Annotated in this window: 24 protein-coding genes and 1 riboswitch; of the genes, 12 read left to right on the top strand and 12 right to left on the bottom strand. The window is 72.5% G+C overall.

What is annotated here, in order from left to right:
* Positions 1 to 201: 201 nt before the first annotated feature.
* From ABTX62_RS25875 to ABTX62_RS25865, 3 genes are all read right to left on the bottom strand, one after another.
* Positions 202 to 606: an SCO2097 family morphological protein gene (locus tag ABTX62_RS25875; protein WP_352118450.1), complete on the bottom strand. Its 405-nt coding sequence runs from the start codon at positions 604 to 606 to the stop codon at positions 202 to 204.
* Between the two features lie 280 nt (positions 607 to 886).
* A complete protein-coding gene (locus ABTX62_RS25870) occupies positions 887 to 1,693 on the bottom strand; it encodes a methyltransferase (RefSeq protein ID WP_352118449.1) in 807 nt (268 codons plus the stop codon).
* 442 nt (positions 1,694 to 2,135) lie between these two features.
* Positions 2,136 to 2,696 carry an SAV_6107 family HEPN domain-containing protein gene (locus ABTX62_RS25865; RefSeq protein WP_283969655.1) on the bottom strand — a complete coding sequence of 187 codons (561 nt, stop codon included), beginning with the start codon at positions 2,694 to 2,696 and terminating at the stop codon, positions 2,136 to 2,138.
* A 165-nt stretch (positions 2,697 to 2,861) separates the two neighbouring features.
* Here ABTX62_RS25865 and ABTX62_RS25860 point away from each other — a divergent pair, with 165 nt between their 5' ends.
* The 4 genes from ABTX62_RS25860 (at position 2,862) to ABTX62_RS25845 (ending at position 8,323) form a co-directional block, all read left to right on the top strand.
* Positions 2,862 to 3,644: an ATP-binding cassette domain-containing protein gene (locus ABTX62_RS25860; protein WP_352118448.1), complete on the top strand. Its 783-nt coding sequence runs from the start codon at positions 2,862 to 2,864 to the stop codon at positions 3,642 to 3,644.
* Positions 3,616 to 5,700 carry a YhgE/Pip family protein gene (locus ABTX62_RS25855; protein WP_352118447.1) on the top strand — a complete coding sequence of 695 codons (2,085 nt, stop codon included), beginning with the start codon at positions 3,616 to 3,618 and terminating at the stop codon, positions 5,698 to 5,700. Before ABTX62_RS25860 ends, ABTX62_RS25855 begins: the two co-directional genes overlap by 29 nt.
* Before the next feature lie 47 nt (positions 5,701 to 5,747).
* Entirely contained in the window at positions 5,748 to 6,377 is a 630-nt protein-coding gene (locus tag ABTX62_RS25850) for a TetR/AcrR family transcriptional regulator (RefSeq protein WP_352118446.1), read from the top strand.
* 449 nt (positions 6,378 to 6,826) lie between these two features.
* Entirely contained in the window at positions 6,827 to 8,323 is a 1,497-nt protein-coding gene (locus ABTX62_RS25845) for a phytoene desaturase family protein (protein WP_352118445.1), read from the top strand.
* Positions 8,324 to 8,351: 28 nt separating this feature from the next.
* Here the strand turns inward: ABTX62_RS25845 and ABTX62_RS25840 are convergent, their stop codons facing one another.
* The 6 genes from ABTX62_RS25840 to ABTX62_RS25815 all read right to left on the bottom strand — a co-directional run bounded on the left by ABTX62_RS25840 (position 8,352) and on the right by ABTX62_RS25815 (position 13,448).
* Complete coding sequence (locus ABTX62_RS25840) at positions 8,352 to 9,287, bottom strand: SCO2102 family sporulation regulator (protein WP_352118444.1); 936 nt, start codon at positions 9,285 to 9,287, stop codon at positions 8,352 to 8,354.
* Between the two features lie 56 nt (positions 9,288 to 9,343).
* A complete protein-coding gene (gene metF, locus ABTX62_RS25835; protein WP_352118443.1) occupies positions 9,344 to 10,267 on the bottom strand; it encodes a methylenetetrahydrofolate reductase [NAD(P)H] in 924 nt (307 codons plus the stop codon).
* Positions 10,268 to 10,365: 98 nt separating this feature from the next.
* Positions 10,366 to 11,022 carry a thiamine phosphate synthase gene (thiE, locus tag ABTX62_RS25830; RefSeq protein WP_352118442.1) on the bottom strand — a complete coding sequence of 219 codons (657 nt, stop codon included), beginning with the start codon at positions 11,020 to 11,022 and terminating at the stop codon, positions 10,366 to 10,368.
* 327 nt (positions 11,023 to 11,349) lie between these two features.
* Positions 11,350 to 11,715: an Rv2175c family DNA-binding protein gene (locus tag ABTX62_RS25825; RefSeq protein WP_031131943.1), complete on the bottom strand. Its 366-nt coding sequence runs from the start codon at positions 11,713 to 11,715 to the stop codon at positions 11,350 to 11,352.
* A 108-nt stretch (positions 11,716 to 11,823) separates the two neighbouring features.
* Positions 11,824 to 13,065, bottom strand: coding sequence for an NAD(P)/FAD-dependent oxidoreductase (locus tag ABTX62_RS25820; RefSeq protein ID WP_352118441.1), 1,242 nt, complete (start codon positions 13,063 to 13,065; stop codon positions 11,824 to 11,826).
* 32 nt (positions 13,066 to 13,097) lie between these two features.
* A complete protein-coding gene (locus ABTX62_RS25815; protein WP_352118440.1) occupies positions 13,098 to 13,448 on the bottom strand; it encodes an avidin-fold protein in 351 nt (116 codons plus the stop codon).
* A gap of 52 nt (positions 13,449 to 13,500) precedes the next feature.
* Positions 13,501 to 13,612, top strand: a riboswitch (TPP riboswitch).
* On the opposite strand from ABTX62_RS25815, the gene thiO reads away from it, so the two are divergent.
* The 5 genes from thiO (at position 13,610) to ABTX62_RS25790 (ending at position 18,832) form a co-directional block, all read left to right on the top strand.
* Positions 13,610 to 14,782 carry a glycine oxidase ThiO gene (gene thiO, locus ABTX62_RS25810; RefSeq protein ID WP_352118439.1) on the top strand — a complete coding sequence of 391 codons (1,173 nt, stop codon included), beginning with the start codon at positions 13,610 to 13,612 and terminating at the stop codon, positions 14,780 to 14,782. It overlaps the preceding riboswitch by 3 nt.
* Positions 14,779 to 14,979 carry a sulfur carrier protein ThiS gene (gene thiS, locus ABTX62_RS25805; RefSeq protein ID WP_352118438.1) on the top strand — a complete coding sequence of 67 codons (201 nt, stop codon included), beginning with the start codon at positions 14,779 to 14,781 and terminating at the stop codon, positions 14,977 to 14,979. The genes thiO and thiS overlap by 4 nt, the downstream gene beginning before the upstream one ends.
* A gap of 2 nt (positions 14,980 to 14,981) precedes the next feature.
* A complete protein-coding gene (locus ABTX62_RS25800; RefSeq protein ID WP_352118437.1) occupies positions 14,982 to 15,779 on the top strand; it encodes a thiazole synthase in 798 nt (265 codons plus the stop codon).
* 192 nt (positions 15,780 to 15,971) lie between these two features.
* Positions 15,972 to 17,894 (top strand): Stk1 family PASTA domain-containing Ser/Thr kinase, encoded by a 1,923-nt coding sequence (gene pknB, locus ABTX62_RS25795; protein ID WP_352118436.1) that lies wholly within the window; start codon positions 15,972 to 15,974, stop codon positions 17,892 to 17,894.
* Positions 17,895 to 17,953: 59 nt separating this feature from the next.
* Positions 17,954 to 18,832 carry a deoxyribonuclease IV gene (locus ABTX62_RS25790; RefSeq protein ID WP_352118435.1) on the top strand — a complete coding sequence of 293 codons (879 nt, stop codon included), beginning with the start codon at positions 17,954 to 17,956 and terminating at the stop codon, positions 18,830 to 18,832.
* Between the two features lie 4 nt (positions 18,833 to 18,836).
* Here ABTX62_RS25790 and ABTX62_RS25785 read toward each other — a convergent pair whose 3' ends face one another.
* Positions 18,837 to 19,487, bottom strand: coding sequence for a sulfite oxidase-like oxidoreductase (locus tag ABTX62_RS25785; protein WP_283969640.1), 651 nt, complete (start codon positions 19,485 to 19,487; stop codon positions 18,837 to 18,839).
* A 175-nt stretch (positions 19,488 to 19,662) separates the two neighbouring features.
* On the opposite strand from ABTX62_RS25785, the gene bfr reads away from it, so the two are divergent.
* Positions 19,663 to 20,139: a bacterioferritin gene (gene bfr / locus ABTX62_RS25780; protein WP_283969639.1), complete on the top strand. Its 477-nt coding sequence runs from the start codon at positions 19,663 to 19,665 to the stop codon at positions 20,137 to 20,139.
* A gap of 28 nt (positions 20,140 to 20,167) precedes the next feature.
* Here bfr and ABTX62_RS25775 read toward each other — a convergent pair whose 3' ends face one another.
* Both ABTX62_RS25775 and ABTX62_RS25770 read right to left on the bottom strand, forming a co-directional pair.
* Positions 20,168 to 20,401, bottom strand: coding sequence for a (2Fe-2S)-binding protein (locus tag ABTX62_RS25775; RefSeq protein WP_352118434.1), 234 nt, complete (start codon positions 20,399 to 20,401; stop codon positions 20,168 to 20,170).
* A gap of 148 nt (positions 20,402 to 20,549) precedes the next feature.
* Entirely contained in the window at positions 20,550 to 21,902 is a 1,353-nt protein-coding gene (locus ABTX62_RS25770; RefSeq protein ID WP_283969637.1) for a class II 3-deoxy-7-phosphoheptulonate synthase, read from the bottom strand.
* Positions 21,903 to 21,997: 95 nt separating this feature from the next.
* Between ABTX62_RS25770 and ABTX62_RS25765 the strand changes: the two genes are divergently transcribed.
* Positions 21,998 to 22,054 (top strand): trp operon leader peptide, encoded by a 57-nt coding sequence (locus ABTX62_RS25765; RefSeq protein WP_078625594.1) that lies wholly within the window; start codon positions 21,998 to 22,000, stop codon positions 22,052 to 22,054.
* Positions 22,055 to 22,163: 109 nt separating this feature from the next.
* Positions 22,164 to 24,029 carry an anthranilate synthase family protein gene (locus ABTX62_RS25760; RefSeq protein WP_352118433.1) on the top strand — a complete coding sequence of 622 codons (1,866 nt, stop codon included), beginning with the start codon at positions 22,164 to 22,166 and terminating at the stop codon, positions 24,027 to 24,029.
* The last annotated feature ends 52 nt before the right edge of the window (positions 24,030 to 24,081 follow it).

Here is a 24,081-nt window from a genome sequence, read left to right as displayed (position 1 = left end):
TGCATCGGCCGTGCAGGTGCGCCGGTCGGCCCTGCCGTGTCCGGAGGCGGCCGGCGGTGCGGTGGCGCTCCGCGCACACCTCACACGTGCGGTGCACTGCACGTGTGAGGCACACGCATGCGTCAGGGGGTGACCACCAAGCCGGTGGTCACCCCCTGACGTACGTATTCACGTAGGCCTGGAGAGGCTGCGCGGAGGGCGCTAATGGCCGCCCTGCTCGTCGCGGCGCTTCTGCCAGCGCTGCTCGATGCGGTCCATCATGGAGCGGCGCTGCCGACCCTGCCGACGGGCGTGAGGTCCGGCGGCACCGGCACCGGCCGCCTGTTCGCCCGGCTTGGGGGCCTTGCGCCAGCCGGTCACGGCCAGCACCGCACAGCCCAGCATGACGAGGAAGCCCACGACACTGAGCCAGACCTGCTTGGCGACCATTCCGGCCATGAGGAGCGCGATACCTACGAGGAAGCCCGCGACCGCCTGGTAGACCCGTCGCCGGGTGTACGTGCGCAGCCCGCTTCCCTCAAGCGCTGTCGCGAACTTGGGATCTTCGGCGTACAGCGCTCGCTCCATCTGCTCGAGCATGCGCTGCTCGTGCTCCGAGAGCGGCACGGAGTCCTCCTCATCGTGCAGTCGCCGGGGCGACCGGGGGGGGTCTCTTCAGGATAGGCAGGGAATCGCCCCCGTGAAACCCGCCCCTCTGCGCCAATTGACCAACCGGAACCCGCCATGGGCGTCCCGGCTCGCTGAGGCTTCCTTTCCCCGGCGGCCGACCCGTCATGCCGGAACGGTCTCCCTCGATCATACGGCGCGCCGCCCCCATTCGGGGGGCCTGTGGCGTACTCCATGCGCAGCCAAGCCGCTGATCAGCGGCGGTGCCTCACGAAGTGGCTCAGGCCTCGACCGCCCCATCGGCCTCGATCGCCCCACCGCTCTCGGTAACACCGGTGGTCTCACCCAACACGTGCAGCTGTGTGGCCACCGAGTGGAAGGCGGGGAGCTCGGCCGCGGCCTCCTCCAGCTTCAGCAGCGCTTCCAGGGCGCCGGGCTCGGTGTCCACCAGGACACCGGGCACGAGGTCGGCGAAGACCCGCACACCGTGCACGGCCCCGACGCGCAGGCCCACGCCCTCGACCAGGCCGGTGAGCTGCTCGGCGGTGAACCGGCGCGGAACGGGGTCACCCGTACCCCATCGTCCGTTCGGGTCGTCGAGCGCCTGCCGGGCCTCCTTGAAGTGCCCGGCCAGGGCCCGGGCCAGTACGGCGCCGCCGAGACCGGCGGCGAGCAGGCTGAGCACACCCTCCGGGCGCAGGGCCGCCACCGCGTTGCGGACGCCCTCGGCCGGGTCGTCCACGTACTCCAGCACGCCGTGGCACAGCACCGCGTCGTAGCCGCCGCGCTCGGCCACGTCGAAGAGGCCGTGGGCGTCGCCCTGGACACCCTTGACCCGGTCGGCGACGCCGGCCTCGGCGGCGCGGCGCTCCAAGGCGAACAGCGCGTTGGGGCTGGGGTCGACGACGGTGACCCGGTGGCCGAGGCGGGCGACGGGCACCGCGAAGTTGCCGCTGCCGCCTCCCGTGTCGAGGACGTCGAGCGACTCCCGACCCGTGGCCTTGACCCGGCGGTCCAGGGCGTCCTGGAGGACCTCCCAGACTACGGCGGTACGGAGTGAGGCGCGGGGGCGCATCGGGTCCGACACGGCAGTTGACTCCTCGGCGCGGCACCGCCTCTTGCACGGCGGCGGGAACGGGGCGTCCTCCCCGGCCCCGTGTCATGGGGAGGGAAGACTTCAGGCGTCCCCCACCCTATTGCCTCGGCCTCGGCGTCCGGATGACCCGGTGCCGGGACGAACACGGGTCTGGTGGCCCGGCCCTGGTCGGACCTGCCGGGACCCACACCATGGATGTCGGACCTGCCGGGACCCACACCCCGGTTGGGGCCCACACCGCGGATGTCGGATCCGCCTGGGCCAGCGGTACAGGTCGGGCCCGAGCACGGCACCGCCCCAATCCGGCTGGGCCCGAGGTACGGCACCGCCGGTATCCGATGGGCCGGAACCTGGCACCGCCGGGATCCGACAAGCCCGGAACCCGGCACCGCCGGAACCCGAATGGACCCAGGCCCGTTCCTCCCCTGCCCGGTCAGCCCGCGTCCGGCATGTCCCTCCCCGTGCCGGGGTCAGGCTGGTCCTGGTCCGGGCGGGGCTGGGGGAGGACCGGCTGGAGGACGAGCATCCGCTCGACGAGGCGCAGGAACATCGACACGTCCCGTATCAGGTCGTCGGCGTCCCGGCCGGTGGCCGCGCCCTGGATGCCCGCCTCGGCCCGGGCACGGCGCCGGGCGCCGGAGGCGAACAGGGCGCTCCAGTCGGTCAGTTCGGGCGCGATCTCGGGGAGCACTTCCCAGGCGCTCCGGATCTTGGCCCGTGCCCGGGGCGAGGTCTCCGGCCGCCCCCGGGCGGCGAGCACCGCGGCCGCGGTGCGCAGGGCGGCGAGGTGGGCCGTCGCGTAGCGCTCGTTCGGTGTTTCCAGGGCGGTGGCCTCGTCGAGGCTCGCGCGCGCCTGGGCAAGAAGGTCGAGGGCGGCGGGCGGGGCCGTGGCCCGGCGCAGCACGGGGTGCACGTCGCTCGCCGGTCCGGTCAGTGAGGGGGCAGGGCCGGTGGCGCGGCGCCGACGGGCGGCTGCTGCGTGGTAGCTGGCCATGACGAACCTCCTGTCGTCTGTGTGACGGCACGTCCGGTCACGAAGTGCCGTATGTGACCCATCGTGAGGTATGGCACTGACAATCCGTTCTGACCTGCTGTTTTGCCTCGATCGTAGGTTCGGAGTAGTTTTTGCACTGACCAGTCAGTTCAAAAGGGGGGACTCGTGGGTGAACTGCCGGGAGGGGTGCGGATCGCCGCCGACGGCCTCGGGATCAAGGGGCCACGGGGGTGGGCGGTCCGCGGCATCTCCCTCGACGCGGGGCCGGGTTCGCTCGTCGCGGTCGAGGGCCCGTCCGGGTCGGGCCGCACGTGCCTGCTGCTCGCGCTGACGGGGCGGATGAAGGTCGCGGAGGGCACGGCCGCCGTCGGTGACGCGAGACTGCCGAAGCAGATGGCGGCGGTACGGGGCGTCAGCGCGCTGGCGCACGTCCCCGGGGTCACCGACCTCGACCCGGCGCTGACCGTCGGGGAGCACCTGCGGGAACGGGCACTGCTCCAGCAGCGGTTCGGCGCGTCACTGCGCGGACTGCTGCGTCCGCGCGCCGAGCGGGCGGCCGAGGCCGGGCAGCGCGTCGACGCGGCGCTCGAAACCGCCGGGCTCGACCTTGCGGCCCTGCCCAAGGGGCCGCGCACGGCCGTGCGGGACCTGGAGCGTCTGGAGGCGCTGCGGCTGTCGGTCGCGCTCGCCCTGATCGCCGAGCCGCGGCTGCTGGGCATCGACGACACCGATCTCAAGCTCTCGGACGGGGAGCGGGCGGAGGTCTGGGCGCTGCTCGGGTCTCTGGCCGACGCCGGGACGACGGTCGTGGCGGTGTGCGCCGAGGCCCCCGAGGGTGCCGTCGCGGTCTCCACCGCGCAGAGCCACGAGGAGCCGGTCGCCGAGGGCGACGAGGCCGACCAGGGAGAGGGGAAGGCCGATGCGCTCGCCGAGACTGGCCGCGCTTGAGCTGCGCCGATTCGGGCGGGGGAAACTGCCGCGGGCAGCGCTGGTGGCGCTGCTGGTGCTGCCGCTGCTGTACGGCGCGCTGTACCTGTGGTCGTTCTGGGACCCGTACGGCCGTCTGGACCGGATTCCCGTGGCGCTCGTGAACGACGACAAGGGGGCGACCGCCGACGGGAAGAAGATCACGGCGGGCGACGACATCACGAAGGGCCTGCGCGACAGCAAGACCTTCGACTGGCGGGAGGTGAGCGCCGCCGAGGCCCGCAGGGGCGTCGAGGACGGCAGCTACTACCTGTCGCTCACCATGCCCGCCGACTTCAGCGAGCGGATCGCCTCCAGCTCGGGGGACACCCCGGAGACCGGCGCCCTCCAGGTCCGCACGAACGACGCGAACAACTACATCGTCGGGCAGATCTCCCGGACGGTCTTCGGCGAGGTGCGGCAGGCGGCGTCCACGAAGACGTCCCGGTCCTTCCTGGACAAGATCTTCGTGTCGTTCTCCGACATCCACGGCAGGACCGTGAAGGCGGCGGAGGGGGCCGACCGGCTCAAGGGCGGCATCGGCAAGGCCGAGAAGGGCTCCAAGGACCTCGCCGACGGCCTGAAGGACGCCAAGGACGGCAGCGGCAAGCTCTCCACGGTCCTGAAGAAGCTCCACAGCGGAACGGGCGACCTGGAGGACGGCTCGAAGCGGGTCGCGGAGGGCACACAGACGCTCGCCGACCGGGTCAACGGCACCGCCGGCAAGGTCGGCCCGTTCCTCAAGGGCAACGAGAAGACCATCGGGGACACCGCCCAGCTGGTGGCCGACTCCTCCGAGGTGATCCGCAAGCACCTGGACACCCTGGTGAGGACGGCCCCGACCGCCGCCAAGGGCGCCCGCGCGGCCTCCGGCACGCTGAACGACGTCCACACCCGGCGCTGCGACGATCCCGTCCTGCCCGACGCGGCCTGCACCGACCTGAAGAAGGCCAGGGACGCCGCCGCCGACGTGACCACCATCGCGGACGACCTCAACACGCTGATCGCGGCCCAGGACGGCGATCTGGATGAGCTCGACAAGAACCTCGCCACCCTCCAGAAGCAGTCCCAGGCCCTCGCGAACCGCGCACCGCACCTGTCCGAGGACCTCGCCGACGCCGTCAAGAAGATCAACAAGCTGAACGACGGGGCGGCGAAGGTCGCCGCCGGCGCGAAGAAGCTGCACAGGGGCCTCGGCGCGGCCAAGACCGGCGCCGTCGACCTGGACAAGGGCGTCGGCACGCTGAAGACGGGCGCGGACGACCTCAACGGCGGCATCTTCAAGCTCGTCGGCGGATCCGGGAAGCTCGCCGGCGGCCTGCACGACGGGGCGGAGCAGATCCCCGACTACGACGAGCGGGACCGTGACCGGCGCACCGAGGTCATGGCCGACCCCGTGCGGCTCGCCTCCCACGACCTGCACAAGGCACCCAACTACGGCACCGGGTTCGCCCCGTACTTCATCCCGCTGTCCCTGTGGGTCGGCGCGATGGTGGCGTACATGCTGATCGCGCCCATGAACCGGCGGGCGCTCGCGGCCGGCGCCCCGGCGTGGCGGATCGCGCTGGCGGGCTGGTTGCCGGTGCTGGCGATCGGGGTGCTGCAGACGGTGGCGCTGATGTCGGTGCTGCACTGGGCGGTCGGCCTGGAGATGGCGCGAGCGGCCGGGACGGTGGGTTTCCTGTTCCTGGTGACGGCGTGCTTCGCGGCGATCGTGCAGTGGCTGAACGCGCGCTTCGGGGCGGCGGGCCGAATCCTCGTCCTCGCGCTGCTGATGCTCCAGCTGACCTCGGCGGGCGGCACCTACCCCGTGCAGACCAGCCCCGGGTTCTTCAACGCGCTCCACCCGTTCCTCCCGATGAGCTACGTCGTCGAGGCGCTCAGGCGGCTCATCACGGGCGGTGGACTCGAACCGGTGTGGCACGCGTGCGTGGTGCTGACGGCGTTCACCGCCGGCGCCCTCGCCCTGACCGCCGTGGCGGCCCGCCGGCGCCAGGTGTGGACGCTGGACCGGCTGCACCCGGAGCTGACCCTGTGAGCCCTTCGGTGACATCCCCGGGAAAGGTTCCTGTGACAATCAGGGCCATGGAAAGCAGCAGTGCCGCGTCGGGCGGCAGCACGCGCCGCGAGGCCACCCGGCAGAAGCTCTACGAAGCGGCCGTGACGCTCATAGCCGAGCAGGGGTTCTCCGCCACGACCGTGGACGAGATCGCCGAGCGTGCCGGGGTCGCGAAGGGCACGGTCTATTACAACTTCGCGAGCAAGTCCGTCCTCTTCGAGGAACTGCTGCGGCACGGAGTGGGTCTGCTGACCGCCTCCCTGCGGGAAGCGGCCGAGCGGACCGAGCGGGAGGGCGGCACCAAGGTCGACGCCCTCGACGCGATGATCCGCGCGGGGCTGGTCTTCATCGACCGCTACCCGGCCTTCACCCAGCTGTACGTGGCCGAGCTGTGGCGCACCAACCGGACCTGGCAGTCCACGCTGATGGTGGTCCGGCAGCAGGCCGTCGCGGTGGTGGAGGACGTCCTGCGCGACGGCGTGGCGGGCGGCGAGTTCAGCGCGGAGATCGACGTTCCGCTGACGGCGGCGGCGTTGGTCGGCATGGTCCTGGTGGCGGCCCTCGACTGGAAGTCCTTCCAGGCGGAGCGCTCCCTGGACGACGTCCACGCGGCCCTGTCCCGGCTGCTCCAGGGACGGGTGAGCGGCTGCCGCTGATCGCGCGGACATGAAGGCGCCGGTTCGGTGTGGCCGCGTCCCCCGCGGGCCATACCGAACCGGCGCCTTCCGTGCTCCCCCGTGCGTCCCCCCGCACAACCCCCGTTCGGTCGTCCCCCGGTACTCCCCCGTGCCTCGCTCCCGCCGGCACCGCCGGCGGAAGGAGCGGATCGTGGGCCGGCTCCCGCTCCGGCGCCCCGTGTCGCCGGTGCCGGAGCCGAGCCCCTCTCCGTGTCTCCACTCTCTCGTCCGCGCAGGTCGTCCCCCATCCGCGCCCGTACTCAACTCCCCGGATAGGTACGGATACTCAGTCCTGCGCACGCGGCCCCACAACGCCGCGCGGCCGACTGGTCACGATCACCTCCGCGCCCGTACTCGGAGGCGGTCGAGAGGTCCGTCGCGGGGGCTGTCGGCGGAGGCTGCCGGAGGGGGCCGATAAAGTCCCTGGCATGGCACGGATTGCGGTGATCGGCGCCGGGATGGGCGCGCTGACGGCCGCTGCCCGGCTGGCCGTCGCGGGCCACCGGGTGGCGGTGTACGAACGGACGGACACCTACGGCGGAGCCCTGCGCCGCTTCGAGCGTGACGGGTTCTCCTTCGACACGGGCCCCGCCCTGCTCCCGCTGCCGGCCGTCTACCGCGACCTGTTCGTCAAGACCGGCAAGGAGCCCCTGGAGTCCAGCGTCGACCTCGTCCAGGTCGACCCGTCGTCCCGCCACGTGTTCGCGGACGGCACCGAGGTGTCGCTGCCGAACGCCTCGCGCGCGGGCGTCGTCGCCGCCCTGGACGAGGGGCTCGGCGCGGGTGCCGGGCAGCGCTGGGGCGACTTCCTCGTCCGGGCCCGCGAGGCCTGGGACCGCACCCGCCGGCCGCTGCTGGAGGAGCCGCTGTGGCGCGACTGGCAGGTGCTGGGTGAGCGCGAGCCCTACCCGTCGGTCCCCCACCGGCGGCTGCTGCGCACCCGGCGGGCCGGCACACTCGCCGAGATCGGCGCCTGGGAGCTGCGCGACCCCCGGCTCGCGGCACTCCTGGAGAGCCACGCCCTCCTGTACGGCCTGGATCCCCGGCTCACCCCGGCGAGCGCGGCCGTACTGCCGTACATGGAGCACGCCTTCGGCACCTGGTACGTGCGCGGTGGCCTGCGCGAGCTGGCGCGGGCGGTGTTCGAGCGGTGCCTGGCCCGGAGGGTCGAGTTCCACTTCGGTGCCGACGTCACCGGCGTGCTGGAGAAGGACGGCCGGGCGTCGGGGGTGCGACTCGCCGACGGGTCGGTGGCGGAAGCGGACTTCGTGGTCGCAGGCGTCGCGCCCGGCATCCTGGACCGGTTGACGGTATCGGTGGGAACCGCCGTACGGGGCGAGGGCGAGGTGCCCCCGCAGCCCGCGGCGGCCGCCCGGCTGACCCTTCTGCTGGCCCTGCGCGGGGCCCGCCCGGAGGGTACGGCGCACCGCACGGTGGTGCACACCCGGGATCGGGAGGCCGAGCTGGACGCCCTGTTCGGCACGGCGGCCGGGAGTCCGAGCCCCACGGTCGCGGTGCTACGGCCCGACGATCCGCGCCTGGCCCCGGCGGACCACGAGGCGGTCACCCTCACCACGGTGGTGCCCGCGCGGCCCGGCCGGCCTCACGACGACCTCGCCGACCGCATGCTCACCGTCGCCGAACGCGCCGTGCCCGGTCTGCGCGACCGGCTCCTGTGGCGCGAGGTGCGCACCCCGGCCGACATCGAGGACGCGACGGGAGCGCAGGGCGGGGCGGTCCCCGTCCCGGCCCTGGCCGCGGCCGACGGACGGCTGCTGCATCCGTCCAACACCACACGGGTGCCCGGCCTGTTCACCGTGGGCGGCTGGGCACACCCGGGCGGCGGGCTGCCGCACGCGGGCATGTCGGGCGCGCTGGTGGCGGGACTGATCGTGGAGGGGCCGGAGTTCCGCGGCTCGCAGTGATCCCGCCGCCGCCTGCCGGGTTCGCGCTTCAGAAACGGTACTGCTCGTCGAACCCGTTCCCCTGCGGCTGCTGCCCGCCCCCCTGATAGGGGTACGGCTGCTCGGGCGGCAGCTCCCGCCCGTACTCGTCGGTGTCGCGCTGCTGTGGGACCCACACCCCGCCGGGCGGGGTCTCGCCGCCGTAGGTGCCGGCGTACTGGTCCTGGGCGTAACCCTGCTGGCCGTAGTACTGCTGGTCGCCGTACGAAGTGTCGTACGAGGCCTGGCCGTAGTTCGACGAGCCGATGTACGGGTCGGAGTAGGCGGCGTACTGCTGCTGACCGGTGGCGTCGTAGCCCTGCTGCTGGCCGTAGCCGGAGTGGTCGTAGGCGTAGGACTGGTCGGCGGCCTGAGCGGCGTACTGGTCGTGGGGCTGCTGCCCCCCGGCCTGGTACCCGTTGTCGTAGACACCGTAGGAGCCGGTGTCGTCGGGCATGGGCTGCGGCTCGTAGACGGCGGTGGACTCGGCGGGCGTCGGCTGGTGGGCCGGGCGGGCCGGGGTGAAGACGTCGTCGCGGTCGTAGTCGTCGTCCTCGCCGTAGGCGGCCGGGTCGCGGCGGTAGGGGTCGGCCTCGTCGTCGTAGCCGCCCTCGGCCTCCAGTCCGGAGACCTCCAGGGTCGGCTCCCGGCGGCCGCGCTCCCCGCGGCGGCGCTTGCTGCCGCCGAGCGCGGGCGCGTTCATCGCCCAGCCGGACGCGAAGCCGCTGCGGAACGACAGGGTGACGTAGGTCTGCCCGATCGCGAATGCGGCGGCGCCAAGGCCGATGACGACGACCGACGGGATCAGGACACCGACGACGACCCCGAGGAACCCGGCGAAGGCCAGCAGCCGCCAGCGCAGCCGCGCCTTGTACTGCAGCAGCACCTCACCCAGCAGCCACAGCGCGACGATGCCGAACGCGATGTAGAGGACCGCCCAGCCCATGTACGCCCCTCTCCCAGTGGCCGCTACGCAGTGTGTCGTATACCGGTGCGAACGGTCTAGGCCTGCGATGAGTGGTGCAGGCCCAGGTTCTCGTAGATCTCCAGTGTCGCGGTGGAGTTGTTGAGCGTGATGAAGTGCAAGCCGGGCACACCCTCGGCGAGCAGCCGCGCGCAGAACTCCGTGGCGAATTCGATCCCGATGGAGCGTACAGCGGCCGGATCGTCCTTCGCTGTGAGGATCCGCTCTTTCAGGGCGGCGGGGAACGCGGCGTTGGTGAGGGACCCGATCCGCTCCAGCGTCTTCACGCTCGCGATCGGCATGACCTCGGGAATGATCGGGGTCTCGCAGCCGGCGGCCGAGACGCGGTCGCGCAGCCGGAGGTAGTCCTCCGGCTGGAAGAACATCTGCGTGATGGCGTAGTCCGCGCCCGCTCGGCACTTGTCGACGAAGTGGCGGACGTCGGTGTCCCAGTCGGCGGAGCGGGGGTGCATCGCCGGGAAGGCGGCGACGCCCACGCAGAAGTCGCCGGACGCCTTGATCAGCTCCACGAGTTCGGCGGCGTAGGCGAGGCCCCGCGGGTGCGGGACCCAGTCGCCCATCGGGTCGCCGGGCGGGTCACCGCGCAGGGCGAGCATGTTGCGGATCCCGGCGTCGGCGTACTGGCCGATGATGTTGCGCAGGTCGGCCACCGAGTGGTCGACCGCGGTGAGGTGGGCGATCGGGGTGAGGGTGGTGTCGGAGGCGATCGCCTCGGTCGCCTTGACCGTGCCCGCCCTGGTGGAACCGCCCGCGCCGTAGGTCACGGAGACGAAGTCGGGCGCCACCGCCTCGACCCGGCGCAGCGCGTTCCACAGGTTCCGCTCGCCCTTCGGGGTCTTGGGGGCGTAGAACTCGAAGGAGTACGTCGTCTTGCCGGCCGCGAGCATGTCGCGGACGGTGCGCGCGTGGTCCGACCTGATGGATGCGGTGCCGAGGGCCATACCGGCAGGTTAGCCAGGGGCGGTCGGTCCCCCAACCGGTGGCCGACATTTGCCCGGATTGTCCACTTGTTGTCCATCCCTTGGACAAACCGTCCCGACTACTGTCCCCGCAGCCGCTTCGCGAACTCGGCCGCCGCGGCCCCCGGGTCGTCGGCCTCGGTGATCGCCCGGACGACGACGACCCGCCGGGCCCCGGCTTCCAGGACCTGGTCGAGACGGCCGAGGTCGATGCCGCCGATGGCGAACCAGGGGCGGTCGGTGCCGAGGGCGGCGGTGTACCGGACGAGATCCAGGCCGGGGGCGTGGCGGCCGGGCTTGGTGGGGGTCGGCCAGCACGGGCCGGTGCAGAAGTAGTCCACGCCCTGCTGGACGGCGGCCTCGGCGGCCTCGGTCTCGGCGTGGGTGGAGCGGCCGATCAGGATGTCGTCGCCGAGGAGCGCCCGGGCCGCGGGGACCGGGAGGTCTCCCTGGCCGAGGTGCAGGACGTCGGAGCCCGCGGCGTGGGCGACGTCCGCACGGTCGTTGACCGCGAGGAGTTTGCCGTGCCGGGCGCAGGCGTCGGCGAAGACGGCCAGGTGCTCCAGCTCCTCGCCCGCCTCCATGCCCTTGTCGCGCAACTGCACGATGTCCACCCCGCCGGCCAGCACGGCGTCGAGGAACTCCCCGAGGTCGCCCTGCCGCCTGCGTGCGTCGGTGCAGAGGTAGACGCGGGCGTCGGCGAGCTGGGCCCGTGCGGTGGCGGCGGTGCCGGTCATGCGTGTCCCCCAGGGTGTCGATGGCGTGCGGGAGGGGCCCGTACGCGCGTCGGCGGCATGGGCGTGCGTCCGCACGGCTGTCGGCGGGGAGGGGCGCTGGAGCGCCCCGCCCGGCGACGGTGCCCGCGGCGAACGCCCCGGGCACCTTACGCCCGCCCCGGCCCGGCCGGGTACGAGCACACCCCGGACGCGAGGGGAGTCGCCCCGGGCCGTGACCCGTGGGCCACGGCCCCCGCGTCGGGCGGTTGTTCAGGCCCGGCCCCGCTCACGGCACCGGACGGTTCCGGCCCCGTTCACAGCACCGGACGGTTGTCCGTCGCGGCCGGGTCAGACCGCGAGCGCCTGGGCGCGGCGCTTCACCTCCGTGCCGCGATTCTCGCTGAGCGCCTGCGCGGGGGTGCCGGGCAGGCTGGGGTCCGGGGTGAAGAGCCACTCCAGCATCTCTTCGTCCGTGAAGCCGTCGTCCCGCAGGAGCGTCAAGGTCCCGGACAGGCCCTTGACGACCTTATCCCCGTCGATGAAGGCGGCGGGAACGTGCAGCGCGCGGTTCTCACCGCGGCGTACGGCGATGAGCTGGCCGTCCTTGACCAGCTGCCGCACACGCGTCACCTCGACGCCGAACTGTTCGGCGATGTCGGGGAGGGTGAGCCAGGCGGGGACGAGAGCATCGATCTTTGCGTCAATCTCGGTCACGGAAACAAGCCTGCCATTTGCCACTGACAGTCGGAAGTCGGCCCCGTCCACCCGGCGGACGCGCCGGGCCCGCAGCGCCGCCCCGGCCCCGCGCGCGAGCCCCGGCGCCTACCTCGTCGCGGCCTTCAGGGGCCTGGCCGGATCCACCAGCAGGACCGGATTCATCCGCGCGCCCGACTCGATCAGGCGCCGGCCCTGCGCCAGGTCCCGCGGCCGGCCGACCGCCAGCAGCGCGACCAGCCGCTCACCGCGCAGCCAGCACACCGTCCAGGCCGGTCCGGAGGGCTCGCCCCGCCACAGGGTCGTGTCCGCGGCGGCGTGGTGCCCGGCGTACTGGACGAAGCGCCCGAACTGCTCGGACCAGAAGTAGGGCACCGGGTCGTACACCGCCGGTGTCTCCCCCGTGGCCCGGCCGACGATGTTCACGGCGACCGTGCGCGGCCCCTGGAGGGCGTTGTCCCAGTGGTGGACCAGCAGGCGCTCGCCGTAGCGCCCGGAGGGGAAGGAGGCGCAGTCGCCGACCGCGTACACGTCCGGTACGGACGTGCGCAGATGCTCGTCGGCCAGGACCTCGGCGTGGGCGCCGAGCGCGATGCCGGAACCGGCCAGCCAGGCCGTGGCGGGCCGGGCGCCGATGCCGACGACGACCGCGCCCGCGGGCAGCCGGGTGCCGTCGTCGAGGAGCACGGCACCCGGCTCGACGCGCTCCACGCGCGCGTGCGTCCGCAGTACGGCTCCCGCGTCGGCGTACCAGCCGGCCATCGGGGCGGCGACTTCGGCGGGCAGCGCCCCGGCGAGCGGCCGTTCGGCGGCCTCCACGACGGTCACCGCGCAGCCCGCCTCGCGCGCGGCGGTGGCGAACTCCGCGCCGATCCAGCCCCCGCCGACGACCACGATGTCCTGCCGGCGGGCCAGCACCGGCCGCAGCCGCTCGGCGTCGTCCAGGGTGCGCAGCAGATGCACGCCGGGCACGCCCTCCGCGCCGGGCAGCCGGACCGGTTCGGCGCCGGTCGCGACGACCAGGGCGTCGTAGGGCACGGGCCCGTCCTCGGTGTCCAGCTCGTGGTCGGCGGGGCGCAGGCCCAGCACCTCGCAGCCGAGCCGCAGTTCGATGCCGAGGGCGTCGAAGTCGACGTCGAAGGCGGAGCCCTCGGACTTGCCGAGCAGGACGGCCTTGGACAACGGCGGCCGGTCGTAGGGCTGGTGCGGCTCGGCGCCGATCAGGATCACATCGCCGGTGAAGCCCCGCTCGCGCAGCGCGACGGCGGTCTGCACCCCGGCCATGCCCGCACCCGCCACGACCACGCGCCGGGGCGCGGGTGAACCTGGTTCCTGCGTCTGCTCGCTCACTTGATCACCATAGACACCTGACGCGTTGTCAGTCAGTGCTCATGCGCCGTGACCTGCTCCACAACGCTCGTACCGGCGCCCCGCCGGGACTCCCACGCCCAGGTCTCCTCCAGCCGCACCCGCCCGTCCGGCAGCTCCACGACCGCCGAGACGCAGTGCCCCGAGGACGTGGTGCCGTCCCGCTGGAGCTGGACGTACCGGAAGTCCAGCCGGTCACCTTCCCGGGTACCCACGAGATGCCCCCGTACGACGTCGCCGCCGCTGTACTCGGCCCAGATCTCGCCCTGCCGCTCGTGGTACGCGAACCGGGTGCGGACGCCCACCTGACCGGGTGCCTGGTCGGCGACCGGGGCGAGGACGAGACCGTCGAGGGATCGGGCCATGGGCGGAGGCTCCCTTACTGCGGCGTGCGGCATCGGGCTAGGGTGGCCAACGTAAAGCACTCGCGGGAGCCCGGACGCACCGGGCTGAGAGGGAGGCTGGCGGCCTCCGACCGTACGAACCTGATCCGGGTCATGCCGGCGAAGGGAGGGGCTGGACGCCCATGTCGCCTACGTCCACCACATCAGACGTCCTGGTCATCGGGGGCGGGATCATCGGCCTGGCCACGGCCTGGCGGGCCGCGCAACGCGGGCTCGCCACGGCCGTCGTGGACCCCGAGCCCGGCGGCGGAGCCGCACAGGTGGCGGCCGGCATGCTGGCCGCCGTCACGGAACTGCACTACGGCGAGCAGACCCTGCTCGGCCTGAACCTCGCCTCGGCCCGGCGCTACCCGGACTTCGCCGCCGAGCTCACCGAGCTGACCGGCCAGGACCTCGGCTACCGCCGCTGCGGCACGCTCGCCGTGGCCCTGGACGCCGACGACCGGGCCCACCTGCGTGAACTGCACACCCTTCAGCAGCAGTCGGGGCTGGACTCGCAGTGGCTGTCGGGACGCGAGTGCCGGCGCCTGGAGCCGATGCTCGCGCCGGGCGTGCGCGGCGGGCTCCGGGTCGACGGTGATCACCAGATCGACCCGCGGCGGCTGGCCGGGGCCCTGGTGGCCGCGTGCGAGCGGGCCGGTGTGGTCTTCCACCGGGCGTGGGCGCAGCGGCTGACCGTCGTACGGGACCGGGCCGCGGGTGCCGTCCTGGCCGACGGGACCGCGCCGGCCGCCGGGCAGGTGGTGCTCGCCGGGGGCAGCCTCAGCGGGCGGCTCGCGGGGATTCCGCGGGACGTGCTGCCTCCGGTGCGCCCGGTGAAGGGGCAGGTGGTGCGGCTGACGATGCCGCAGCGGCCCGGGCCGTTCCTGAGCCGGACCGTTCGCGCGGTGGTGCGCGGCAGCCACGTCTACCTCGTGCCGCGCGAGAGCGGCGAGCTGGTCATCGGGGCGACCAGCGAGGAGCTGGGCTGGGACACCACCGTGACCGCGGGCGGCGTGTACGAACTGCTGCGGGACGCGCACGAGCTGGTTCCGGGCATCACCGAGCTGCCGCTCACCGAGACCCGGGCCGGGCTGCGCCCCGGCTCTCCCGACAACGCGCCGCTGCTCGGCCCGACCGGCCTGGAGGGTCTGTCGCTGGCCACCGGGCACTACCGCAACGGCGTCCTGCTCACGCCGGTGACCGGCGACGCCCTGGCACACGTCCTGACGACGGGCGAACTGCCCGCGGAGGCCCGGCCCTTCACGCCGAAGCGCTTCAGCCCCGCCACCGCACTCACGGAGCAGCCCGCATGAACATCTCCGTCAACGGGGAGCCCCGGGACGTCCGGCCCGGTACGGCCCTCGACACCGTCGTGAGGTCGCTCACCGCCTCGTCCTCGGGCGTGGCCGCGGCCCTCAACGAAACCGTCGTCCCGCGCACGCAGTGGTCCGCCACGCCGCTCTCCGAGGGAGACCGGGTGGAAGTCCTCACGGCCGTCCAAGGAGGCTGACCATGGCCGACGATCCGTTCGTCCTCGGTGGTACGTCGTTCACGTCCCGTCTGATCATGGGCACGGGCGGGGCGCCCAGCCTGGAGGTGCTGGAGCGGTCGCTCGTCGCCTCGGGGACGGAACTGACGACCGTCGCGATGCGCCGGGTGAACGCCTCGGTGCACGGTTCGGTGCTGTCCGTCCTGGACCGGCTCGGCATCCGGGTGCTGCCCAACACGGCGGGCTGCTTCACGGCCGGCGAGGCCGTCCTCACCGCCCGTCTCGCGCGCGAGGCCCTCGGCACCGACCTGATCAAGCTGGAGGTCATCGCCGACGAGCGCACGCTGCTGCCGGACCCGATCGAGACGCTGGAGGCGGCCGAGACGCTGGTCGACGACGGGTTCACGGTGCTGCCGTACACCAACGACGACCCGGTGCTGGCGCGGAAGCTGGAGGACGCGGGCTGTGCGGCGGTCATGCCGCTCGGCTCGCCGATCGGCTCCGGGCTGGGGATCCGCAACCCGCACAACTTCCAGCTGATCGTGGAGCACGCGCGCGTGCCGGTGATCCTGGACGCCGGTGCCGGGACGGCCTCGGACGCGGCGCTGGCGATGGAGCTGGGGTGCGCGGGTGTGATGCTCGCCTCGGCGGTGACGCGGGCGCAGGAGCCCGTGCTGATGGCTTCCGCCATGAGGAGCGGGGTGGAAGCCGGGCGGTTGGCGTATCGAGCCGGGCGTATCCCGCGGCGGCACTTCGCGCAGGCGTCTTCGCCGGGTGAGGGTATGGCCGTGCTCGATCCGGAGCGGCCTGCTTTCCGGTGACCCGCGCCGGTGCCGGGGGCGGGTCGGTCCGCAGCCCGGCGTAGCGGGCTGCGGCCGCGCCCACCCGTGCCGCCCCGAGCGGCACGCATGCCCGCGGCGGGGGGCGGACACACGTCACAGGTCGGCTGCAGTCGCGCCCCGAAATCGGGCGGGGCGGGAGAGCTGTCGGTGCCGACTCGTACACTCGCCTGCGTGGACACGACCCTTCAGGACCCCTTGGTCGGGCAGGTGCTCGACGGCCGGTATCGCATCGACGCGCGGATCGCGGTCGGCGGGATGGCCACGGTCTACCGGGCCGTGGACACCCGGCTCGACCGGGTCCTCGCGCTCAAGGTGATGCACCCCGCGCTCGCGGTCGACGCCTCGTTCGTCGAGCGGTTCATCCGCGAGGCGAAGTCGGTGGCCCGGCTGGCCCATCCGAACGTGGTGCAGGTCTTCGACCAGGGCACCGACGGCTCGTACGTGTACCTGGCGATGGAGTACGTGGCGGGCTGCACCCTGCGCGACGTGCTGCGCGAGCGCGGGGCCCTGCAGCCGCGCGCCGCCCTGGACATCCTGGAGCCGGTGCTGGCCGCGCTGGGCGCCGCCCACCGCGCCGGGTTCGTGCACCGTGACATGAAGCCCGAGAACGTCCTCATAGGGGACGACGGCCGGGTCAAGGTCGCCGACTTCGGGCTCGTCCGGGCCGTGGACACGGTGACGAACACCACCGGCACCGTCCTCGGCACGGTCTCGTACCTCGCCCCCGAGCAGATAGAGAACGGCACCGCCGCCCCCCGCGTCGACGTGTACGCCTGCGGCGTGATGCTGTACGAGATGCTGACCGGCGACAAGCCGCACGACGGGGACTCCCCCGCCGTGATCCTCTACAAGCACCTGCACGAGGACGTGCCGCCGCCTTCGGCCGCCGTGCCGGGCCTGGCGTACGAGCTGGACGAGGTGGTGGCCTCGGCGACCGCCCGCACCCCGGAGATCCGCCCGCACGACGCGGTGGCGCTGCTCGCGCGGGTCCGCGACGGACGCGGCCGGCTCAGCGAGGACCAGCTGGACGCGGTGCCGCCGCAGGCGCTCACGGCGCACCACGACAACGCCGACGACCGGACGAGCGTGATCCCGCGGGCGCTGACGGTGCCGCGGCCGCTGCCCGTCGACGAGGACGCCGAGCCGGAGGTGCACCGCACCAGCCGGCTGCGGACGCCGCCTCCGCCACCACTCCGGGGGCGCCTGCCGCGGCGTGGCGTCCTCTCGATCGTCACCGCCCTGCTGCTGGTCCTCGGTGTCGGCGCGGGCGTCTGGTACATCAACTCCGGCCAGTTCACCAAGGTCCCGGCGCTGCTGTCGAAGACCGAAGCGCAGGCCCGGCAGCAGCTGGAGGACGCCGGGCTCGAGGTCGGCAAGGTCAGCCACGACTACAGTGACACCGTCGAGCGCGGCACGATCATCGGCACCCAGCCCGAGCCGGGCAGCCGTATCCGGGTCAACGATTCCGTGTCGTTCACCGTCTCCGACGGCCCGGAGACGGTGAACGTGCCGGATGTGGCGGGGGATCGACTGGCCCGGGCCAAGGAGCGGCTGAGGTCGGACGGCTTGGAGCCCGGCATGGTCACGCAGGAGTTCAGCGAGGACATGGACAAGGGTCACGTGATCAGCACGAAGCCCGCCGCCGGCACCGAGCGACGGGCAGGCTCGGCGATCGCTCTCGTCGTCAGCAAGGGCGCCCCGGTCGACGTCCCCGATGTCACCGGTGAGAGCGAGGAGGACGCCTGGGCGGAGCTGCAGGAGGCTGGTCTGAGCGTGAAGGTCTCGCCCCGGCAGGTCACCTCGGACGAGTTCGACAAGGGCCAGGTCGCGGCGCAGTCCCCGAAGGCCGACAGTCGGGTTGCCGAGGGCGCCACCGTGACGCTGACGGTGTCCAAGGGCCCCGAGATGATCGAGGTCCCGGACGTGGTCGGCGACCGCGTGGACGACGCGAGGAAGGCGCTGGAGGCCGCCGGGTTCCAGGTCAAGGAGGACCGCGGCCTGCTCGGCCTGTTCGGCGACACCGTCAAGGGCCAGTCGGTCGAGGGCGGCGAGACCGCGCCCAAGGGCTCGACGATCACCATCAAGATCAGGTGACCGACGCGGGCAGGGAGCCCGTGGCCGGGACGGGGCCGGACGCATGACACCCTGAACGGGTGAACAGTCAGCTGTCCGGCCCTCCCCGCAATCCCGTGGGCGGCCACGTCCCCGTGGCCGGTGGCCTCCACTCCGTCGGTCTGTCGTACGCCCGTGACCTGAAGGCGGAGACCGTCCAGGTCTTCGTCGCCAACCCGCGCGGCTGGGCCACGCCGACCGGAAACCCGAAGCAGGACGAGGCCTTCCGCGCGGCCTGCGCCGCCGAGTCGATCCCGGCCTATGTGCACGCCCCCTACCTGATCAACTTCGGCTCGCACACCGAGGCGACCGTGGAGCGCTCGGTGGAGTCCCTGCGGCACTCGCTGCGGCGCGCGCGGGAGATCGGGGCGCTGGGCGTGGTCGTGCACACCGGCAGCGCGACCGGCGGCCGCGAGCGGTCGGTGGCGCTGAAGCAGGTCCGGGAGCATCTCCTGCCGCTGCTGGACGAGCTGACCCACGACGACGACCCGTTCCTGCTGCTGGAGTCGACGGCCGGCCAGGGCGCCTCCCTGTGCTCACGGACCTGGGACTTCGGCCCGTACTTCGAGGCACTGGACGCCCATCCGATGCTCGGCGTGTGCCTGGACACCTGCCACATCTTCGCCGCCGGTCACGACCTGACCGGCCCGAGCGGCATGCACCGGACGCTGGACCTGCTGGTGGGCACGGTGGGCGAGGGCCGGCTGAAACTGATCCACGCCAACGACTCCAAGGACGTGGTGGGCGCGCACAAGGACCGGCATGAGAACATCGGCGTCGGCCACATCGGGGAGGACCCGTTCCGGGCGCTGATGACGCATCCCGCGACCGAGGGGGTGCCGCTGATCATCGAGACGCCGGGCGGCAGGCAGGGGCACGCCGGGGACGTGGAGCGGCTGAAGAAGCTGCGCGACGGCTGAGGCGTCAGATGCCGGGGCCGTCCCCGGGCTCCTCCTGGTAGGAGTAGCGCTGCTCCTGCCAGGGGTCGCCGATGTTGTGGTAGCCGCGCTCCTCCCAGAAGCCCCGCCGGTCGGCGGTCATGTACTCCACACCGCGCACCCACTTGGGTCCCTTCCAGGCGTACAGGTGGGGCACGATCAGGCGCAGCGGGAAGCCGTGCTCGGCGGTGAGCAGCTCGCCGCCCTTGTGGGTGGCGAACAGGACCCGCTCGTCGGCGAAGTCGGACAGCCGGAGGTTGGAGCTGAATCCGTACTCGGCCCACACCATCACATGGGTGACGTCGTCCGCGGGCGGGGCGAGGTCGAGGATCGTGCGCGCGGGGATGCCGCCCCACTCCGCGCCGAGCATGCTGAACTTCGTGACGCAGTGCAGATCGGCCACGACGGTGGTGTGGGGCAGGGCGGTGAACTCCTCGTGGGTCCAGCAGTGCTTGCCGCCGTCGGCGGTGGCTCCGAAGACCCGGAACTCCCAGCGCTCGGGCCGGAACTTGGGGACGGGCCCGTAGTGCGTGACCGGCCAGCCGCGCTGCAGCCGCTGCCCCGGGGGCAGGTCGGGCTGCGTCGCACCTGCTGGGTCGCGCCCTTCTCCCGATTCGTGTTCCAGCGGCTGACCCATGACTCCATCCTGACAGACCTCGGCTGATGCCCCTGACCGGGGCCACCCTGAAAGCGGACAAACTCGACTAAGCATGCCCTTACTTACTAAGTGAAGACTTACTGGACGATCTTCTCCGCCAGTGGAATCATGCGGCGCAACCTGTCAGTTCCCCCGCATGGAAGGAGCCTCTGCGATGCAGGGCGACCCCGAGGTTCTCGAATTTCTCAACGAGCAGTTGACCGGCGAGCTGACGGCGATCAACCAGTACTGGCTGCACTACCGGATCCAGGACAACAAGGGCTGGACCAAGCTCGCCAAGTACACGCGTGAAGAGTCCATCGATGAGATGAAGCACGCGGACAAGATCACCGAGCGCATCCTCATGCTGGACGGTCTGCCCAACTACCAGCGGCTCTTCCATGTGCGGGTCGGCCAGACGGTCACCGAGATGTTCCAGGCGGACCGCCAGGTGGAGGTCGAGGCGATCGACCGCCTCAGGCGTGGCATCGAGGTGATGCGCAGCAAGGGCGACGTCACGTCCGCGAACCTCTTCGAGTCGATCCTGGAGGACGAGGAGCACCACATCGACTACCTGGACACGCAGCTGGAGCTCATCGACAAGCTCGGCGAGGCGCTGTACATCGCGCAGCAGATCGAGCAGCCGAGCTAGTGCCGCGACACCAGCGGCGCCTGTCGCCCTAGGCGGCGTCTTCCAGTTCGGCGAGCGCCGGCTCGCCCCGGTCGGCCAGGTCGCGGCGAGGGCAGGCTCCCCTGCCCAGGATCGCCTGGATGCGGCGCACGCACGAGCCGCAGTCCGTGCCCGCCTTGCAGGCGGAGGCAATCTGGCGGGGCGTGCAGGCGCCGCCGTCCGCGTGCTGCTTGACCTGCTGCTCGGTGATCCCGAAGCAACTGCAGACGTACACGCGGTTCACCTCCCGACGGGGTCGTTCTCTGGCGCCGTCCCCGGTGATCGGTGAGGCTAACCTAACCTTACCCGGCGGGTCCGGAGCACAAAAGTGGAGAGGGGCGCGGATCGTGTGATCCGCGCCCCAGTCCTTGCCCCGGTAACAGGCGGACCCGCTACTGGTCCCTGTACATCTCGGCCACGAGGAACGCCAGGTCGAGCGACTGGCTGCGGTTGAGCCGCGGGTCGCAGGCCGTCTCGTAGCGCTGGTGCAGGTCGTCGACGAAGATCTCGTCGCCGCCGCCCACGCACTCGGTGACGTCGTCGCCGGTGAGCTCCACGTGGATGCCGCCCGGGTGGGTGCCGAGGGCCTTGTGGACCTCGAAGAAGCCCTTGACCTCGTCGAGCACGTCGTCGAAGCGGCGGGTCTTGTGCCCGGAGGCCGCCTCGAAGGTGTTGCCGTGCATCGGGTCGGTCACCCAGGCCACGGTCGCGCCGGAGGCGGTGACCTTCTCGACCAGCTCGGGGAGCTTGTCGCGGACCTTGTCGGCGCCCATGCGGACGATGAAGGTCAGCCGGCCCGGCTCCCGCTCGGGGTCGAGGCGCTCGATGTACTGCAGCGCGTCCTCGGCGGTGGTCGTCGGACCCAGCTTGATGCCGATCGGGTTGCGGATGCGTGAGGCGAACTCGATGTGCGCGTGGTCCAGCTGCCGAGTGCGCTCACCGATCCACACCATGTGGGCCGAGACGTCGTACAGCTGCCCGGTGCGGGAGTCGACCCTGGTCAGGGCGGACTCGTAGTCGAGCAGCAGCGCCTCGTGCGACGAGAAGAACTCGACGGTCTTGAACTCCTCGGGGTCGGCCCCGCAGGCGTGCATGAAGTTCAGCGCGTTGTCGATCTCGCGGGCGAGCTGCTCGTAGCGCTGGCCGGACGGGGACGACTTCACGAAGTCCTGGTTCCAGGCGTGCACCTGGCGCAGATCGGCGTAGCCGCCGGTGGTGAAGGCGCGCACCAGGTTGAGTGTGGAGGCGGACGCATGGTACATCCGCTTCAGGCGCTCGGGGTCCGGGACGCGGGCCTTCTCGTTGAACTCGAAGCCGTTGACGGAGTCGCCGCGGTACGTCGGCAGCGTCACGCCGTCGCGGGTCTCGGTCCCCTTGGAGCGCGGCTTGGAGTACTGGCCGGCGATGCGGCCGACCTTCACGACCGGCACCGAGGCGGCGTACGTGAGCACGGCGCCCATCTGGAGCAGCGTCTTGAGCTTGTTGCGGATGTGGTCCGCGGACACGGCGTCGAAGGCCTCGGCGCAGTCGCCGCCCTGGAGGAGGAACGCCTCTCCCTTGGCGACGGCCGCCATCCGGGCGCGCAGCTGGTCGCACTCGCCCGCGAAGACGAGCGGCGGATACGACTCGAGGTCCGCGATCACTGCGCGCAGAGCCTCGGTGTCGGGGTACTCGGGCTGCTGCGCCGCGGGCAGGTTTCGCCAGGTGTTGCCAGCACTCGCGCTGGTCTTAGCGTTCACGGTCACGACCTCAACACTACGGGGTCGTCTCGGGCGTCCTGAGCCATGCCCAGCAATTGAGACACCCGTGCACCCCTCGGACGTGGGGTAGGGTGCCTGCCATGTTCGCGCACTCGACCCAGACCTGGTGGTGGACCGCTCATCCGGCGGCCCGCTGACTGCGCGTACTCACCACTTCGCGAAGGCCGCCCGAGGGGCGGCCTTCGGTGTTTCCGGGGTCGTTCCTCCTCGACATCGACGTGATGCGACGGAAGAGGAACTCACTCCATGGACCTGACACAGCTGCCGGACGATCCCCGTCCGTTCGCCCTGCTCCGCCGCCGGACGCCCGGCCGGGACCACGACGGGATCGACGTCCTGATCGGCCCGGTCGCCGGCTACGACCGTCTCGCCGACCTGCCCGACACGTGCCTCGCGCTGGTGCCCTTCCGGCAGATCCGCGAGCGCGGCTTCGACGTCCGCGACGACGGCACCCCCCTGCTGGCGCTCACGCCCGAGGAGTCCTGCACCGTCCCGCTGGCCGAGGCGCTGGAGCAGCTCCCGGCGCACGACGTCCGCGTCGACGGCGGGGGCTTCGACGTCCCCGACGAGGAGTACGCGCGGATCGTCGGGCGCGTGCTGGAGGAGGAGATCGGCCGGGGCGAGGGCGCCAACTTCGTGATCCGGCGGACGTACGAGGGTGAGATCCCCGGATTCGGGCGGACCGACGCCCTCGCGCTGTTCCGGCGGCTGCTGGAGGGCGAGCGGGGGGCGTACTGGACGTTCGTCGTGCACACCGGGGACCGCACGCTGGTCGGGGCGAGCCCCGAGGTGCACGTGCGGATGTCCGGGGGCACGGTCGTCATGAACCCGATCAGCGGGACGTACCGCTACCCCGCCGAGGGGCCGACGCCCGAGCACCTGCTGGACTTCCTCGCCGACGGCAAGGAGATCGAGGAGCTGTCGATGGTCGTCGACGAGGAGCTCAAGATGATGTGCACCGTCGGCGACCGGGGCGGGGTCGTGGTCGGGCCCCGGCTGAAGGAGATGGCGCACCTCGCGCACACCGAGTACGAACTGCGCGGCAGGTCCTCGCTGGACGTGCGGGAGGTCCTGAAGGAGACCATGTTCGCGGCGACGGTCACCGGCTCGCCGGTGCAGAACGCCTGCCGGGTGATCGAGCGGCACGAGAGCGGCGGCCGCGGGTACTACGCCGGGGCGCTGGCGCTGGTCGGCCGGGACCCGGGCGGGGTCCAGACGCTGGACTCCCCCATCCTCATCCGCACCGCCGACATCGACGCGGGCGGGCGACTGCGGGTACCGGTCGGTGCGACCCTGGTGCGTGGCTCGGACCCGGCGGGCGAGGTGGCCGAGACGCACGCCAAGGCGGCGGGTGTGCTGGCGGCACTGGGAGTACGGCCGTCACGGCCGCGTGCGGAGCACACCCGCCCGCGCCTGGCCGACGACCCGCGCGTGCGGGCCGCGCTGGACGCACGCCGGGCCTCGCTCGCGCCCTTCTGGCTGCGCATGCGGGAGCGCGCGGACGAACGGGCCGGCCACGCCCTGGTCGTCGACGGCGAGGACACCTTCACGGCGATGCTCGCGCACGTGCTGCGCTCCAGCGGCCTGGAGGTGAGCGTGCGGCGGTACGACGAGCCGGGGCTGCGGGAGGCGGTGCTCGCTCACGAGGGACCCGTGGTGCTCGGCCCCGGGCCGGGAGACCCGTCCGACCCGGCGGACCCCAAGATGCGGTTCCTGCGCTCCCTGACCGCCGAGGTGATCAGAGGCGAACGGCAGGGCGTGCTGGGCGTCTGCCTCGGCCACGAGCTGATCGCGGCGGAGCTGGGGCTGGACATCGTGCGCAAGGAGGTGCCGTACCAGGGGGCGCAGACGGAGATCGAGCTGTTCGGGCGGCGGGAGACCGTCGGCTTCTACAACAGCTTCGTGGCGCGCTGCGACGACGAGACGGCGGCCGAGCTGGCGGCGCACGGAGTCGAGGTCGCGCGCGCCGCGAACGGTGAGGTGCACGCGCTGCGCACCGCCGGGTTCGCCGGCGTGCAGTTCCACCCCGAGTCGGTGCTGACGCTGAACGGGGCGCGGGTCGTGCGCGAACTGGTGGGGCGGTTGCGGGGCGCGGACGCGCCGTCGCTCTGACACGGCTCCGGTCGGGGCCGCCCGGCCCCGACCGGCACCCGGGAGCGGGCGG

The organism is Streptomyces sp. NPDC096046 (genome assembly GCF_040303285.1).
Taxonomy (GTDB): Bacteria; Actinomycetota; Actinomycetes; order Streptomycetales; family Streptomycetaceae; genus Streptomyces.
Note: the sequence above shows the minus strand (reverse complement) of the source record. Positions and strands in the feature narration are given on the sequence as shown.